Below are 12,394 nucleotides of genomic sequence, written 5' to 3'. Positions count from 1 at the left end.
TCAAAACAAAGTAAAGTCAGTCACTCTATTCTCACTACGGATAACAACATGCTCACTTGGATTACTTTGCCCTTTGCTCAGCTAACAACCACACAGCTGTATGAAATGATGAAATTGCGTGTGGATGTATTCGTTGTTGAACAAACCTGCCCTTATCCTGAACTGGATGGTAAGGACACGCTGGAAGGTGTTTATCATCTAATAGGCTATCACGGTGATGAACTGGTTGCTTGCGCAAGATTACTGCCCGCAGGCACTACGTATGACAATGTGAGTATTGGTCGAGTGGTGACAAAGCAGACCGCGCGAGGCGGTGGCTTAGGTCATAAGTTATTGGACAAGGCCTTGGCACAATGCGAAACATTATGGCCAGGACAGACAATAGATATAGGTGCTCAAGAACACCTCATCCAGTTTTATGCTAGTCATGGATTCAAGGTTATCTCAGAGTGCTATCTTGAAGATGGTATCCCTCATGTGGATATGCGGAAAGAATCCGTAGCGCTATAAGCTTCAACTCGATTGGTTACTATGAAAACTAATCGCTATGAAAAACTGACTAAAAAGACGCGATATCTTCGCGTCTTTTCATTTGAAGCGTTTACTTGTTACGTCCAAAGGTCCCATCCGATAAACGGAAAAACATAACGGACCGCCCGCTTTTTTCCAGCTGTAGCATATCTAACTCACCTTCGTCACTAAGCTTAAAGCGAATCAACTGTCCCTGCTTTATTTGGCTTAGCGGCTTATCACTGCCTTCTATTTTGACCAGAGCGCTAAGATCCGCCATAGAGAGCTGATTACTTCTGAAAACCTGCGCTAATGTATCACCATTTTTAACCGTGTACTCTTTCCAGTCTTCAGATTTCGGTCCAGAGTTCTGAGAGGTTCTCTGCTGGCTTAAACTCTGCGCGTTCAGCTCAATCGCTACGCGTTGATGATCGACCTCAGTCTGCTCAACTGGCTGGTCTGTTTTATTAGGCAAAGGAATAACAAGGAGTACCAGAATCAATGGCACTAAGACCATCAAAGCACGCTGATGAAATTTAGGCAGACGCAACCAAAACTGCTTAACAGGCTGTATACGCTCCAACCATTGCTCTTTGTTGAACGGCTGCTTCCAGTCGATAGCAGCGAATTTTTGTTTAACCAATTCGACATAGTCGACTTGCTGCTTTTTCTTTCTGCGACGATTCATTGTAATGAGTCCCTTAATACTTCTACGGCCAGTATAAAAATACCGACGCGGAGAGTATATGTTTTTCACCAAACTAAAATGGAATTGGGATTAAATTAGCAGAAATTTCACTTGGAGTAAGAGATAAGTCACAACCTGGCCGCCTCAATTAAGCATTCGGTCGCAATCATTTAAACCTAAGCTCGAAACTGATATCCTGTTACCTTTATCACTCCTAATAAGAGCGACATTCATGTCTGAAATTAAATTTGAAACTGCAGAACAAAAAGCAAGCTACGGCATTGGTCTGCAAATGGGTCAGCAACTTGCAGGATCTGGTCTTGAAGGTCTTAGCGTTGATGCTATCGCAGCAGGTATTGCAACAGCACTAACTGGTGACATGCCATCAATCGAAATTGATGAAATCAACAAAGCACTACAAGAACTTCACACTCGTGCAGAAACAGCTCGCCAAGAAGCAGCAAAAATTGCGGCAGCAGAAGGCGAAGCGTTCCTAAAAGACAACGCTCTACGACCTGAAGTTAACGTTCTAGACTCTGGTCTTCAGTACGAAATCATTTCTGAAGGTACTGGTGCAGTTCCTACAGCAGAAAGCTCAGTTCGCGTTCACTACCACGGTGAGCTAACTGACGGTACTGTATTCGATAGCTCTGTATCTCGCGGTCAACCTGCTGAATTCCCTGTTACAGGTGTAATCAAAGGTTGGGTAGAGGCACTACAACTAATGCCTGTTGGCTCTAAGTGGAAGCTATACGTACCACAAGATCTTGCGTACGGTGAGCGTGGCGCTGGTGCGGCTATCCCTCCATTTGCAGCTTTAGTTTTCGAAGTAGAACTATTAGATATTATCTAATTGAAACCATTTTCAATTATGATTAAATAAAACGGCGCACTAGCGCCGTTTTTTTGTCTAAACTGAATAGACTTTCTCACCTCTGAACCTTTCACTCTGATAGCCTTTAAAAATAAAATCACTTTTAAAAAACGCTCAACCTTTGGAGGTACTATGCGTAAAACACTCCTAACTCTAGCACTCCTATCAATCAACATTGGTAGTGCGCACGCATTCTTAGATTCAGTCACTCAAAAAAGTAAAGAAAGTGGCCTGATGGACATGGTCGGCAGCAGCTTGAACACCGAGTCATCTCCATTAACAGACATGCTAACTAGCCAATTACCAGTATCCACTGAGCAAGCAGCCGGAGGCAGTGGTGCGCTACTCGCTTTGGCTCAAAGCCAGCTTTCGCAAGAAAATAGTAGTGAATTACAGTCTTTGATTCCTGGACTTTCAAACTTGCAAGGGGCACAAAGCTTACTAGGAAATATTGAGAATATCAGTGCAGTAAAAAGTGCATTCGATACGTTAGGTTTAGACCCATCTATGATCAGTCAGTTTGCTCCAGTAATCTTGGATTACTTGAACAAGCAAGGCGCTAGCGAAGGGCTTCTAAGTTCGTTGGGCGGGTTGTGGAATACTAGTAAATAAGCGTAAGTGATAATCACTTTTTAAATTGCCAGTCTGCATGGGTTGAAATAAATGCAGGCTGGATATAAAGGTTTACTGAATTACAGATACAAAAAAGCCGAGCTAATGCTCGGCTTTCTCGTTCTTACGAACTGATTACTCAGCAGCTTCTTCAGCAGCTGGGCGATCTACAAGCTCAATGTAAGCCATTGGAGCTTTATCACCAGCACGGAAGCCAGCTTTTAGGATACGAGTGTAACCGCCCTGACGAGCAGCAAAACGTGGACCTAGTTCGTTAAATAGTTTTGCAACTACTTCGTTGTCACGAGTACGTGCAAATGCTAGACGACGGTTAGCAACACTGTCAGTCTTAGCTAGTGTAATCAAAGGCTCAACTACGCGACGTAGCTCTTTTGCTTTTGGCAAAGTAGTCTTGATAACTTCATGACGTACTAGAGAGCTAGCCATGTTGCTGAACATCGCTTTGCGATGTGAGCTGTTGCGGTTGAGTTGACGACCACTCTTACGATGGCGCATGACCTAATCCTTCTAACTAGTATCGATTAATCTTCAGCGATTGATGCAGGTGGCCAGTTTTCTAGGCGCATACCCAGAGACAGACCACGTGACGCAAGTACGTCTTTAATCTCAGTAAGAGATTTTTTACCAAGGTTAGGCGTTTTAAGTAGCTCAACCTCAGTACGTTGTACTAGATCACCGATGTAGTGAATCGCTTCTGCTTTCAGACAGTTAGCAGAGCGAACTGTTAGTTCAAGATCGTCTACAGGACGCAGTAGGATCGGATCGAATTCTGGCTTCTCTTCCTTCTCCTCAGGAACTCGTACATCACGAAGATCTACGAATGCATCCAATTGTTCAGCTAGGATTGTAGCTGCACGACGGATTGCTTCCTCAGGTTCTAGAGTACCGTTTGTTTCCATATCGATAACAAGCTTGTCTAGATCAGTACGCTGTTCTACACGAGCAGCTTCTACAGCGTAGGCAATTTTGTCTACTGGGCTGTAAGTAGCATCTACTAGTAGGCGACCGATAGGACGCTCGTCTTCTTCGTTATGGATACGCGCAGAAGCTGGAACATAACCACGACCACGTTCAACTTTGATACGCATTGCGATCTCAGCGTTGTCATCCGTTAGGTGACAAATTACGTGTTCAGGGTTAGCGATCTCTACATCACCATCATGGGTGATGTCACCTGCAACCACAGGGCCCGAGCCTGATTTGTTCAAAGTAATGAACACTTCATCTTTGCCTTCGGCAACGCGCACAGCCAAACCTTTAAGGTTTAGAAGAATTTCAAGAATATCTTCTTGAACGCCTTCTTTCGTGCTGTACTCATGAAGTACGCCTTCAATTTCTACTTCTGTTACAGCACAACCTGGCATAGAAGATAGAAGGATGCGGCGAAGTGCATTACCCAGAGTATGACCAAAGCCACGCTCTAATGGCTCAAGAGTTACTTTTGCGTGAGTCGAGCTGATTTGTTCGATGTCAACTAGACGTGGCTTAAGAAATTCTGTTACAGAACCCTGCATTGTGTCCTCTCTTTAGTTTAAACCTTACTTAGAGTAAAGCTCGACGATCAATTGTTCGTTGATGTCAGCTGATAGATCAGAACGCTCAGGCATACGCTTGAATGTACCTTCCATCTTGCCACCATCTACTTCAATCCAAGTTGGTTTTTCACGTTGTTCAGCAACTTCTAGAGCTGCTTTGATACGAGCTTGCTGTTTAGCTTTCTCGCGAATAGAAACAACGTCATTAGCCGCTACTTTGAAAGAAGGAACGTTTACAACTTTACCGTTTACTAGGATAGCTTTGTGGCTAACTAGCTGACGTGCTTCTGCGCGAGTTGCGCCAAAGCCCATGCGGTAAACTACGTTATCAAGACGACCTTCAAGAAGCTGAAGTAGGTTTTCACCAGTGTTGCCTTTTAGGCGAGCAGCTTCTTTGTAGTAGTTACGGAATTGTTTTTCTAGAACGCCGTACATACGACGTACTTTTTGCTTCTCACGAAGCTGAACGCCATACTCAGATAGACGACCGCGACGAGCGCCGTGTACACCTGGTGCGTTATCAATTTTACACTTGGTATCGATCGCGCGAACACCAGACTTAAGGAATAAGTCAGTGCCTTCACGACGGCTAAGCTTCAGCTTAGGACCCAAATATCTTGCCATGATTCTTCTCCAATTGTCCTAGAAACGTTATACGCGACGTTTCTTAGGTGGACGACAACCGTTATGAGGGATTGGTGTAGCATCAACGATGTTTGTGATGCGGAAACCAGCGGCGTTTAGTGCACGAACAGTAGATTCGCGACCTGGACCAGGACCCTTAACCATAACTTCCAAGTTCTTTAGGCCGTATTCTTTAGCCATTTCAGCACAACGCTCAGCAGCAACCTGTGCAGCGAACGGAGTAGACTTACGAGAACCACGGAAACCAGAACCACCTGCAGTAGCCCATGCAAGAGCGTTACCTTGACGGTCAGTAATGGTTACGATTGTGTTATTGAAAGAAGCATGGATGTGCGCAACGCCATCTGCAACTTGCTTGCGTACGCGCTTACGAGCGCGAGTTGGTTGTTTAGCCATTGTACTCTACCTTCCCGATTATTTCTTGATCGGCTTACGCGGACCCTTGCGGGTGCGAGCGTTGGTTTTAGTACGCTGTCCACGTAGTGGTAGACTGCGACGATGACGAAGACCACGGTAACAGCCAAGGTCCATAAGACGCTTGATGTTCATAGATACTTCACGACGTAGATCACCTTCTACAGTGTACTTAGCTACACCATCACGCAGTTGATCGATCTGCTCTTCAGTTAGTTCACTGATCTTAACATTTTCAGCAATACCCACTTCAGCTAGGATAGCTTGAGAGCGAGTTTTACCGATGCCGTAGATCGCTGTTAGAGCGATTACTGCATGTTTCTGATCAGGAATGTTAATGCCTGCTATACGGGCCATTATTCACTCCTAAGTGTTTCTATAAAAGAATTAGCCGCAGCAAAGCCCGTTATGGATACGCTGCGGAATACTACTTCTTTTGCACGCAAAAGGTAGGCCGAGGAATATACTCGACCCAACCTTCATTTTCAAGTAAAAATTTCTGCTAATTAGCCTTGGCGCTGTTTGTGCTTTGGCTCACTGCAAATCACGCGAACGACACCGTTACGCTTGATTACTTTACAGTTACGGCAGATTTTTTTAACGGAAGCACGAACTTTCATTGCTAAACTCCGTAAATGAAACTGAGTCTACCGCCGGATTAACGGCCGTAGCCTTTCAGATTCGCTTTCTTCAACACAGAATCATACTGTTGAGACATCAGATGAGTCTGTACCTGTGCCATAAAGTCCATAATTACAACAACTACGATTAGTAGCGATGTACCGCCGAAGTAGAAACGTACGTTCCACGCGACCATCATGAACTCGGGAATCAGACAGATAAAGGTAATGTACAGTGCACCAGCAAGGGTTAAACGTGTCATTACTTTATCAATGTATTTCGCTGTCTGCTCACCTGGGCGGATACCGGGTACGAATGCACCAGACTTCTTCAAGTTATCTGCTGTTTCACGCGGGTTGAAAACCAACGCCGTGTAGAAGAAACAGAAGAAGATAATTGCTGCTGCATAAAGCATTACATACAACGGTTGACCAGGGCTAAGAGCCAAAGACACGTCAGTTAACCAACCGAACGCGCTGCTCTCACCGTTTTGACCAAACCACTGAGCCAATGTTCCTGGGAACAAGATAATACTTGATGCAAAAATCGCTGGAATTACACCTGCCATGTTAATTTTAAGAGGCAAGTGCGAGCTTTGCGCAGCAAACACTTTACGACCTTGTTGACGTTTCGCATAGTTAACGACGATTCGGCGTTGACCACGTTCCATGAAAACAACGAAGTAAATTACTGCAAAAGCTAATACCGCGATTAGCAACAGAAGAAGTACATGCAATTCACCTTGACGCGCTTGCTCGATTGTTTGACCGATTGCAGAAGGCAATCCAGCAACAATACCTGCAAAAATCAGTATCGAAATACCGTTACCAATTCCGCGCTCTGTAATTTGTTCACCTAACCACATCAAGAACATGGTACCGGTTACTAAACTTACGGTAGCAATTAGCGTAAACATGGTTTGGTTGATAACAACCAGATTGTCGACCATGTTTGGTAGGCCAGTTGCAATACCTATAGCTTGGAAGGTTGCAAGTACAAGCGTGCCGTAGCGTGTGTATTGGCTTATCTTACGACGGCCTGCTTCACCCTCTTTTTTGAGTTCAGCTAACGCTGGATGAACTACAGTTAGCAATTGGACAACAATAGATGCCGAAATATACGGCATGATGCCCAATGCTAATATAGATGCACGCTCAAGAGCACCACCGGAGAACATGTTAAACATTTCAACGATGGTACCTTTTTGCTGTTCGAACAAATCGGCAAGTACAGCAGCGTCAATACCAGGAATCGGCACAAAAGAGCCGGCTCGGAATACTAAAAGTGCACCAATTACGAATAACAAGCGCGACTTTAGTTCACTTAAGCCGCTCTGAGCACTACGAAAATCTTGTCCTGGTTTCTTAGCCATCTGTACCTCGTTCCTCGAGATTATTCCTCGATTTTACCGCCTGCAGCTTCGATTGCAGCTTTAGCGCCTTTAGTCACACGTAGACCTTTAACAGTCACTGCTTTGTTGATTTCACCAGAAAGAACAACTTTTACAAATTCGATGTTCTTAGTGATGATGTTAGCAGCTTTAAGACTGTTTAGATCAACTACGTCACCAGAAACTTTCGCTAGCTCAGCTAGACGAACTTCAGCAGACACTAGGCTCTTACGAGAAGTGAAACCGAATTTTGGTAGACGTTGTTTCAGAGGCATCTGACCGCCTTCGAAACCTGGACGAACACTGCCGCCAGAACGTGATTTTTGACCTTTGTGACCACGGCCACCAGTTTTACCTAGGCCTGAACCGATACCACGACCTACTCGCTTCGCAGAAGTTTTCGCGCCAGCAGCCGGTGCTAGAGTATTCAAACGCATTCTGATTACTCCTCAACTTTAACCATGTAGTAAACCTTGTTGATCATACCGCGAATACACGGAGTATCTTCAAGTTCTACTGTGTGGTTGATTTTACGAAGACCTAGACCGCGCAAAGTAGCTTTGTGCTTTGGCAGACGACCAATTGAGCTTTTAGTTTGAGTTACTTTAATAGTTGCCATGGTGTTCTTACTCCGAAATAGATTCAACAGTTAGACCACGTTTAGCAGCAACCATTTCTGGTGACTTCATGCTACCTAGTGCATCGATCGTTGCACGAACGATGTTGATAGGGTTCGTAGAACCGTACGCTTTAGATAGTACGTTGTGTACACCAGCAACTTCTAGTACTGCACGCATCGCACCACCTGCGATAACACCAGTACCTTCTGCAGCAGGCTGCATGTAAACTTTAGAGCCCGAATGGCGACCTTTCACTGGGTGGTGAAGAGTGCCTTCGTTTAGAGCGATCGTAGTCATGTTACGACGCGCTTTTTCCATTGCTTTTTGAATCGCTGCAGGTACTTCACGAGCTTTGCCGTAACCGAAACCTACACGACCGTTACCGTCACCAACTACTGTTAGTGCAGTGAAGCTCATGATTCGACCACCTTTAACCGTTTTAGAAACACGGTTAACTGCGATTAGCTTTTCTTGCAAATCATTCGCTTGAACTTGTTGTTCTTTAGCCATCTTCCAACCCTACCTTAGAATTTCAGACCAGCTTCGCGAGCAGATTCTGCTAGCGCCGCTACTCGACCGTGGTATTGGAAACCAGAACGATCAAATGCAACTGCAGTTACGCCCTTCTCTAGAGCGCGCTCAGCAATAGCTTTACCCACTGCTTTAGCTGCATCAACGTTACCAGTGTATTTCACTTGCTCACGGATCGCTTTTTCTACAGTAGAAGCTGCTGCGATAACCTCAGAGCCGTTAGCCGCGATAACCTGTGCGTACACGTGACGAGGAGTACGGTGTACAACTAGGCGAGTCGCACCCAGTTCTGCAATCTTACGACGTGCACGTGTAGCACGACGGATGCGAGATGCTTTCTTATCCATAGTGTTACCTTACTTCTTCTTAGCTTCTTTAGTACGCACATTTTCATCTGCGTAACGAACACCTTTGCCTTTGTATGGCTCAGGCTCACGGTAAGAACGAATGTCAGCCGCAACTTGACCAACTAGTTGCTTGTCAGCACCAGTGATCACGATTTCAGTTTGGCTTGGACATTCAGCTTTAATACCCGCTGGCAACTCGTGCTCAACTGGGTGTGAGAAGCCTAGTGTTAGACCTACAGCGTTGCCTTTGATAGCAGCACGGTAACCTACACCTTTAAGAGTTAGCTTCTTAGTAAAGCCTTCAGTAACACCAACAACCATGTTGTTAACTAGAGCGCGAGCAGTACCTGCTTGAGCCCATGCGTTAGCAACACCTTCTTTAGGACCGAAAGTCAGGTTATTTTCTTCCTGAGCGATTACAACTGCGTTGTTAAGAACGCGAGTTAGTTCGCCTTTCGCACCTTTTACAGTGATTTCTTGGCCGTTTAGTTTCACCTCTACGCCAGCTGGAATAGCGACAGGTGCTTTTGCAACACGAGACATAGTCTACTCCTTATTAAGCTACGTAAGCGATGATTTCACCACCAAGACCTGCTTTACGTGCAGCGCGGTCTGACATAAGACCCTTGGAAGTAGAAACGATAGCAATACCAAGACCACCCATTACAGAAGGAAGTTCATCTTTCTTCTTGTAAACACGTAGACCTGGACGAGAAACACGTTTAAGTTGCTCGATTACTGGTTTAGCTTGGAAGTACTTAAGTGTAACTTCTAGCTCAGGTTTTGCTTCGCCTTCAACAGCGAAGTCAACGATGTAACCTTCAGCTTTTAGTAGTGCAGCAATTGCAACTTTAAGCTTTGAAGAAGGCATTTTTACAGCAACTTTGTTTGCTGCCTGACCGTTACGAACGCGGGTCAGCATATCCGAAATCGGATCTTGCATGCTCATATGATTTACTCCAAATGATTAAGTGGCAATTACCAGCTAGCCTTACGAAGACCCGGAATCTCGCCTTTCATGCAAGCTTCACGAACCTTAATACGGCTTAGACCGAACTTACGTAGGTAACCGTGTGGACGACCAGTTTGGTTGCAACGGTTGCGCTGACGTGATGCACTTGAATCACGTGGAAGAGATTGCAGTGTAAGAACCGCGTTCCAACGATCTTCTTCAGATGCGTTTACATCGCTGATGATAGCTTTTAGCGCTGCACGCTTTTCAGCGAACTTAGCTACTAGCTTCGCACGTTTTGCTTCACGTGCTTTCATTGAATTTTTAGCCATAACAGTAACCCTTCACCTTACTTACGGAATGGGAAGTTAAAGGCAGCCAGCAGAGCACGGCCTTCCTCATCAGTACCAGCAGACGTCGTAATAGTGATGTCTAGACCGCGTACTCGATCAACTTTATCAAAGTCGATTTCCGGGAAGATGATTTGCTCGCGAACGCCCATGCTGTAGTTACCGCGACCGTCAAAAGACTTAGCGCTAACACCACGGAAGTCACGTACACGTGGAAGAGCGATGTTAATTAAACGCTCAAGAAAATCCCACATACGTTCGCCACGCAAGGTTACTTTACAACCGATAGGGTAGCCTTCACGGATTTTGAAACCTGCAACAGATTTGCGCGCTTTTGTGATAAGTGGCTTTTGACCAGAGATCGTTGCCATATCAGACGCTGCATTTTCTAGCAGTTTCTTATCGTTGATTGCTTCACCAACACCCATGTTTAGGGTGATTTTCTCGATTCTAGGGACTTGCATGACGCTTGTGTAACCGAACTGTTTGGTCAGTTCAGCGACTACAGACGACTTGTAGTAATCATGCAGTTTCGCCATAGTAGAACTCCAAATTACTTCTATTAGTTAGAAACGGTTTCGCCGTTAGACTTGAAGAAACGAACTTTTTTGCCGTCTTCAAAACGGAAACCGATACGGTCAGCTTTACCAGTAGCTGCGTTAAAGATAGCCACGTTAGAAACGTCGATAGCTGCTTCTTGCTCTACGATACCGCCTTGGATACCCATAGCTGGAACAGGTTTCTGATGTTTCTTAACTAGGTTGATACCTTCAACGATAACTTTACCAGTTGCTAGAACCTTAGTTACTTTACCTTTCTTGCCTTTGTCTTTACCAGCAAGAACGATTACTTCGTCATTACGACGGATTTTAGCTGCCATTTCTACGTGCTCCTTACAGAACTTCTGGAGCCAGTGAAACGATCTTCATGAACTTATCGCCACGAAGTTCGCGTGTCACAGGACCAAAGATACGTGTACCGATTGGTTGCTCAGTATTGTCGTTTAGCAATACGCAAGCATTTCGGTCGAAGCGAATGACAGAACCGTCAGGACGACGTACGCCTTTACGGGTGCGCACTACCACCGCCTTCAGAACATCACCTTTTTTAACTTTACCGCGAGGGATTGCTTCCTTCACAGTAACTTTGATGACGTCACCGATATGTGCATAACGGCGGTGAGAGCCACCCAGAACCTTAATACACATTACGCTGCGTGCGCCTGAGTTATCAGCTGCGTCCAGCATACTTTGCATTTGGATCATGTTAGTGCTCCGCTAAATATTAATAACTAGACCCATCACGGGTCGGGCTGCCTCTTTAAAAGGGACGCGAATTGTACCACCCTTTTTTGTGATTGGGTAGTCAAAAAATAAACGGCTCCAAAAATATTTTGGAGCCGCTTTAGTTTCATAGAATTAACGAGATTAAATCTTCGCCTTTTCTAGAACTTTTACCAAAGTCCAAGACTTAGTCTTAGACAGTGGACGACACTCTGCGATTTCAACTGTGTCGCCTAGGCCACACTCGTTGTTCTCGTCATGTGCGTGTACTTTAGTCGTACGTTTTACGTATTTACCGTAGATTGGGTGTTTTACGAAACGTTCGATAGCAACAGTGATAGACTTGTCCATCTTGTCGCTAACAACACGACCTTGTTGAGTACGTTTTACTTCGCTCATTATGCGCCTGCCTTCTCAGTCAAAACAGTTTTCACACGTGCGATATCACGGCGTACAGCTTTCAGAGTATGAGTTTGCTGTAGTTGACCAGTCGCAGCTTGCATGCGCAAGTTGAACTGTTCACGTAGCAAATTCATTAGCTCAGCGTTAAGCTCTTCAACGCTTTTCTCGCGTAGATCTTGTGCTTTCATCACATCACCTGCTTAGTTACAAATGTAGTTTTGAAAGGCAGTTTACGTGCCGCAAGACGGAACGCTTCACGTGCCAATTCTTCAGGTACACCACCCATTTCGTACATAACCTTACCAGGTTGGATTTGGGCTACCCAGTACTCAACGTTACCTTTACCCTTACCTTGACGAACTTCAAGTGGTTTTTCTGTGATTGGTTTGTCTGGGAACACACGGATCCAGATTTTACCTTGACGCTTAACGTGGCGTGTCATTGCACGACGTGCCGCTTCGATTTGACGAGCAGTTAGACGACCACGGCCAACAGCTTTAAGACCGAATTCGCCGAAGCTTACATCAGTACCTTTAGCTAGACCACGGTTACGACCAGTCTGAACCTTACGGAACTTAGTACGTTTAGGTTGTAGCATC

At 45.2% G+C, this 12,394-nt stretch carries 24 protein-coding genes; 3 read left to right on the top strand and 21 right to left on the bottom strand.

Translation table 11 applies throughout. The features are described 5' to 3' along the window. The first annotated feature begins 48 nt into the window (after positions 1-48). Positions 49-510 (top strand): GNAT family N-acetyltransferase, encoded by a 462-nt coding sequence (locus tag NL626_RS15930; protein ID WP_017820295.1) that lies wholly within the window; start codon positions 49-51, stop codon positions 508-510. A 91-nt stretch (positions 511-601) separates the two neighbouring features. Here the strand turns inward: NL626_RS15930 and NL626_RS15925 are convergent, their stop codons facing one another. Beyond that, the gene (locus tag NL626_RS15925; RefSeq protein ID WP_017820296.1) at positions 602-1,198 is read right to left on the bottom strand and encodes a LysM-like peptidoglycan-binding domain-containing protein; all 597 of its coding nucleotides are present in this window, start codon (positions 1,196-1,198) and stop codon (positions 602-604) included. Between the two features lie 232 nt (positions 1,199-1,430). Between NL626_RS15925 and NL626_RS15920 the strand changes: the two genes are divergently transcribed. Together NL626_RS15920 and NL626_RS15915 are read left to right on the top strand one after the other, a co-directional pair. Continuing rightward, a complete protein-coding gene (locus NL626_RS15920) occupies positions 1,431-2,051 on the top strand; it encodes an FKBP-type peptidyl-prolyl cis-trans isomerase (RefSeq protein WP_005383137.1) in 621 nt (206 codons plus the stop codon). A 153-nt stretch (positions 2,052-2,204) separates the two neighbouring features. Next, positions 2,205-2,684: a DUF2780 domain-containing protein gene (locus NL626_RS15915; protein ID WP_017820297.1), complete on the top strand. Its 480-nt coding sequence runs from the start codon at positions 2,205-2,207 to the stop codon at positions 2,682-2,684. A 135-nt stretch (positions 2,685-2,819) separates the two neighbouring features. Here the strand turns inward: NL626_RS15915 and rplQ are convergent, their stop codons facing one another. From rplQ to rplP, 20 genes are all read right to left on the bottom strand, one after another. Beyond that, entirely contained in the window at positions 2,820-3,200 is a 381-nt protein-coding gene (gene rplQ, locus NL626_RS15910; protein ID WP_005383141.1) for a 50S ribosomal protein L17, read from the bottom strand. A gap of 26 nt (positions 3,201-3,226) precedes the next feature. Then, complete coding sequence (gene rpoA / locus NL626_RS15905) at positions 3,227-4,219, bottom strand: DNA-directed RNA polymerase subunit alpha (RefSeq protein ID WP_005383143.1); 993 nt, start codon at positions 4,217-4,219, stop codon at positions 3,227-3,229. 24 nt (positions 4,220-4,243) lie between these two features. Continuing rightward, positions 4,244-4,864 carry a 30S ribosomal protein S4 gene (gene rpsD, locus NL626_RS15900; RefSeq protein WP_005383146.1) on the bottom strand — a complete coding sequence of 207 codons (621 nt, stop codon included), beginning with the start codon at positions 4,862-4,864 and terminating at the stop codon, positions 4,244-4,246. A 27-nt stretch (positions 4,865-4,891) separates the two neighbouring features. Next, complete coding sequence (gene rpsK, locus NL626_RS15895) at positions 4,892-5,281, bottom strand: 30S ribosomal protein S11 (RefSeq protein WP_001118870.1); 390 nt, start codon at positions 5,279-5,281, stop codon at positions 4,892-4,894. Between the two features lie 18 nt (positions 5,282-5,299). Next, a complete protein-coding gene (rpsM, locus tag NL626_RS15890; RefSeq protein WP_005383154.1) occupies positions 5,300-5,656 on the bottom strand; it encodes a 30S ribosomal protein S13 in 357 nt (118 codons plus the stop codon). Positions 5,657-5,805: 149 nt separating this feature from the next. Beyond that, on the bottom strand, positions 5,806-5,919 hold the full coding sequence (gene rpmJ, locus NL626_RS15885) for a 50S ribosomal protein L36 (protein WP_000868186.1): 114 nt from the start codon (positions 5,917-5,919) through the stop codon (positions 5,806-5,808). Positions 5,920-5,957: 38 nt separating this feature from the next. Then, the gene (gene secY / locus NL626_RS15880; protein ID WP_005379562.1) at positions 5,958-7,292 is read right to left on the bottom strand and encodes a preprotein translocase subunit SecY; all 1,335 of its coding nucleotides are present in this window, start codon (positions 7,290-7,292) and stop codon (positions 5,958-5,960) included. A gap of 20 nt (positions 7,293-7,312) precedes the next feature. Then, complete coding sequence (gene rplO, locus NL626_RS15875) at positions 7,313-7,747, bottom strand: 50S ribosomal protein L15 (protein WP_005383155.1); 435 nt, start codon at positions 7,745-7,747, stop codon at positions 7,313-7,315. A 5-nt stretch (positions 7,748-7,752) separates the two neighbouring features. Further along, on the bottom strand, positions 7,753-7,929 hold the full coding sequence (rpmD, locus tag NL626_RS15870) for a 50S ribosomal protein L30 (RefSeq protein ID WP_005379565.1): 177 nt from the start codon (positions 7,927-7,929) through the stop codon (positions 7,753-7,755). A gap of 7 nt (positions 7,930-7,936) precedes the next feature. Then, the gene (gene rpsE, locus NL626_RS15865; RefSeq protein ID WP_004745894.1) at positions 7,937-8,440 is read right to left on the bottom strand and encodes a 30S ribosomal protein S5; all 504 of its coding nucleotides are present in this window, start codon (positions 8,438-8,440) and stop codon (positions 7,937-7,939) included. 14 nt (positions 8,441-8,454) lie between these two features. Next, positions 8,455-8,808, bottom strand: coding sequence for a 50S ribosomal protein L18 (gene rplR, locus NL626_RS15860; protein WP_005379568.1), 354 nt, complete (start codon positions 8,806-8,808; stop codon positions 8,455-8,457). Between the two features lie 9 nt (positions 8,809-8,817). Continuing rightward, entirely contained in the window at positions 8,818-9,351 is a 534-nt protein-coding gene (gene rplF / locus NL626_RS15855) for a 50S ribosomal protein L6 (RefSeq protein ID WP_005379570.1), read from the bottom strand. A gap of 13 nt (positions 9,352-9,364) precedes the next feature. Then, positions 9,365-9,757 carry a 30S ribosomal protein S8 gene (gene rpsH, locus NL626_RS15850; protein WP_005379572.1) on the bottom strand — a complete coding sequence of 131 codons (393 nt, stop codon included), beginning with the start codon at positions 9,755-9,757 and terminating at the stop codon, positions 9,365-9,367. A 29-nt stretch (positions 9,758-9,786) separates the two neighbouring features. Further along, positions 9,787-10,092 carry a 30S ribosomal protein S14 gene (rpsN, locus tag NL626_RS15845; RefSeq protein WP_004410442.1) on the bottom strand — a complete coding sequence of 102 codons (306 nt, stop codon included), beginning with the start codon at positions 10,090-10,092 and terminating at the stop codon, positions 9,787-9,789. Positions 10,093-10,109: 17 nt separating this feature from the next. After that, positions 10,110-10,649, bottom strand: a complete 540-nt coding sequence (gene rplE, locus NL626_RS15840) for a 50S ribosomal protein L5 (RefSeq protein WP_005379573.1) — start codon at positions 10,647-10,649, stop codon at positions 10,110-10,112. A 23-nt stretch (positions 10,650-10,672) separates the two neighbouring features. Beyond that, entirely contained in the window at positions 10,673-10,990 is a 318-nt protein-coding gene (rplX, locus tag NL626_RS15835) for a 50S ribosomal protein L24 (RefSeq protein ID WP_005379574.1), read from the bottom strand. Between the two features lie 13 nt (positions 10,991-11,003). After that, a complete protein-coding gene (rplN, locus tag NL626_RS15830; RefSeq protein ID WP_004410450.1) occupies positions 11,004-11,375 on the bottom strand; it encodes a 50S ribosomal protein L14 in 372 nt (123 codons plus the stop codon). A 162-nt stretch (positions 11,376-11,537) separates the two neighbouring features. Beyond that, positions 11,538-11,792 (bottom strand): 30S ribosomal protein S17, encoded by a 255-nt coding sequence (gene rpsQ, locus NL626_RS15825; protein ID WP_005379575.1) that lies wholly within the window; start codon positions 11,790-11,792, stop codon positions 11,538-11,540. Next, positions 11,792-11,983: a 50S ribosomal protein L29 gene (gene rpmC, locus NL626_RS15820; RefSeq protein WP_005379576.1), complete on the bottom strand. Its 192-nt coding sequence runs from the start codon at positions 11,981-11,983 to the stop codon at positions 11,792-11,794. Before rpmC ends, rpsQ begins: the two co-directional genes overlap by 1 nt. Beyond that, positions 11,983-12,393 (bottom strand): 50S ribosomal protein L16, encoded by a 411-nt coding sequence (gene rplP / locus NL626_RS15815; RefSeq protein ID WP_005379577.1) that lies wholly within the window; start codon positions 12,391-12,393, stop codon positions 11,983-11,985. The genes rpmC and rplP overlap by 1 nt, the downstream gene beginning before the upstream one ends. Position 12,394: the final 1 nt, after the last annotated feature.

Source organism: Vibrio sp. Y58_MX_L22, assembly GCF_024181865.1.
Classification (GTDB): domain Bacteria; phylum Pseudomonadota; class Gammaproteobacteria; order Enterobacterales; family Vibrionaceae; genus Vibrio; species Vibrio alginolyticus.
The sequence above is the reverse complement of the archived record's forward strand: the minus strand, read 5'-3'. Positions and strand labels throughout refer to the sequence as shown.

What these genes read in the sequence shown, in the direction of transcription:
- NL626_RS15930 (WP_017820295.1), top strand. Translation starts at nt 49, where the DNA reads ATGCTCACTTGGATTACTTTGCCCTTTGCTCAGCTAACAACCACACAG.
- NL626_RS15925 (WP_017820296.1), bottom strand. Translation starts at nt 1,198, where the DNA reads ATGAATCGTCGCAGAAAGAAAAAGCAGCAAGTCGACTATGTCGAATTG.
- NL626_RS15920 (WP_005383137.1), top strand. Translation starts at nt 1,431, where the DNA reads ATGTCTGAAATTAAATTTGAAACTGCAGAACAAAAAGCAAGCTACGGC.
- NL626_RS15915 (WP_017820297.1), top strand. Translation starts at nt 2,205, where the DNA reads ATGCGTAAAACACTCCTAACTCTAGCACTCCTATCAATCAACATTGGT.
- rplQ (WP_005383141.1), bottom strand. Translation starts at nt 3,200, where the DNA reads ATGCGCCATCGTAAGAGTGGTCGTCAACTCAACCGCAACAGCTCACAT.
- rpoA (WP_005383143.1), bottom strand. Translation starts at nt 4,219, where the DNA reads ATGCAGGGTTCTGTAACAGAATTTCTTAAGCCACGTCTAGTTGACATC.
- rpsD (WP_005383146.1), bottom strand. Translation starts at nt 4,864, where the DNA reads ATGGCAAGATATTTGGGTCCTAAGCTGAAGCTTAGCCGTCGTGAAGGC.
- rpsK (WP_001118870.1), bottom strand. Translation starts at nt 5,281, where the DNA reads ATGGCTAAACAACCAACTCGCGCTCGTAAGCGCGTACGCAAGCAAGTT.
- rpsM (WP_005383154.1), bottom strand. Translation starts at nt 5,656, where the DNA reads ATGGCCCGTATAGCAGGCATTAACATTCCTGATCAGAAACATGCAGTA.
- rpmJ (WP_000868186.1), bottom strand. Translation starts at nt 5,919, where the DNA reads ATGAAAGTTCGTGCTTCCGTTAAAAAAATCTGCCGTAACTGTAAAGTA.
- secY (WP_005379562.1), bottom strand. Translation starts at nt 7,292, where the DNA reads ATGGCTAAGAAACCAGGACAAGATTTTCGTAGTGCTCAGAGCGGCTTA.
- rplO (WP_005383155.1), bottom strand. Translation starts at nt 7,747, where the DNA reads ATGCGTTTGAATACTCTAGCACCGGCTGCTGGCGCGAAAACTTCTGCG.
- rpmD (WP_005379565.1), bottom strand. Translation starts at nt 7,929, where the DNA reads ATGGCAACTATTAAAGTAACTCAAACTAAAAGCTCAATTGGTCGTCTG.
- rpsE (WP_004745894.1), bottom strand. Translation starts at nt 8,440, where the DNA reads ATGGCTAAAGAACAACAAGTTCAAGCGAATGATTTGCAAGAAAAGCTA.
- rplR (WP_005379568.1), bottom strand. Translation starts at nt 8,808, where the DNA reads ATGGATAAGAAAGCATCTCGCATCCGTCGTGCTACACGTGCACGTCGT.
- rplF (WP_005379570.1), bottom strand. Translation starts at nt 9,351, where the DNA reads ATGTCTCGTGTTGCAAAAGCACCTGTCGCTATTCCAGCTGGCGTAGAG.
- rpsH (WP_005379572.1), bottom strand. Translation starts at nt 9,757, where the DNA reads ATGAGCATGCAAGATCCGATTTCGGATATGCTGACCCGCGTTCGTAAC.
- rpsN (WP_004410442.1), bottom strand. Translation starts at nt 10,092, where the DNA reads ATGGCTAAAAATTCAATGAAAGCACGTGAAGCAAAACGTGCGAAGCTA.
- rplE (WP_005379573.1), bottom strand. Translation starts at nt 10,649, where the DNA reads ATGGCGAAACTGCATGATTACTACAAGTCGTCTGTAGTCGCTGAACTG.
- rplX (WP_005379574.1), bottom strand. Translation starts at nt 10,990, where the DNA reads ATGGCAGCTAAAATCCGTCGTAATGACGAAGTAATCGTTCTTGCTGGT.
- rplN (WP_004410450.1), bottom strand. Translation starts at nt 11,375, where the DNA reads ATGATCCAAATGCAAAGTATGCTGGACGCAGCTGATAACTCAGGCGCA.
- rpsQ (WP_005379575.1), bottom strand. Translation starts at nt 11,792, where the DNA reads ATGAGCGAAGTAAAACGTACTCAACAAGGTCGTGTTGTTAGCGACAAG.
- rpmC (WP_005379576.1), bottom strand. Translation starts at nt 11,983, where the DNA reads ATGAAAGCACAAGATCTACGCGAGAAAAGCGTTGAAGAGCTTAACGCT.
- rplP (WP_005379577.1), bottom strand. Translation starts at nt 12,393, where the DNA reads ATGCTACAACCTAAACGTACTAAGTTCCGTAAGGTTCAGACTGGTCGT.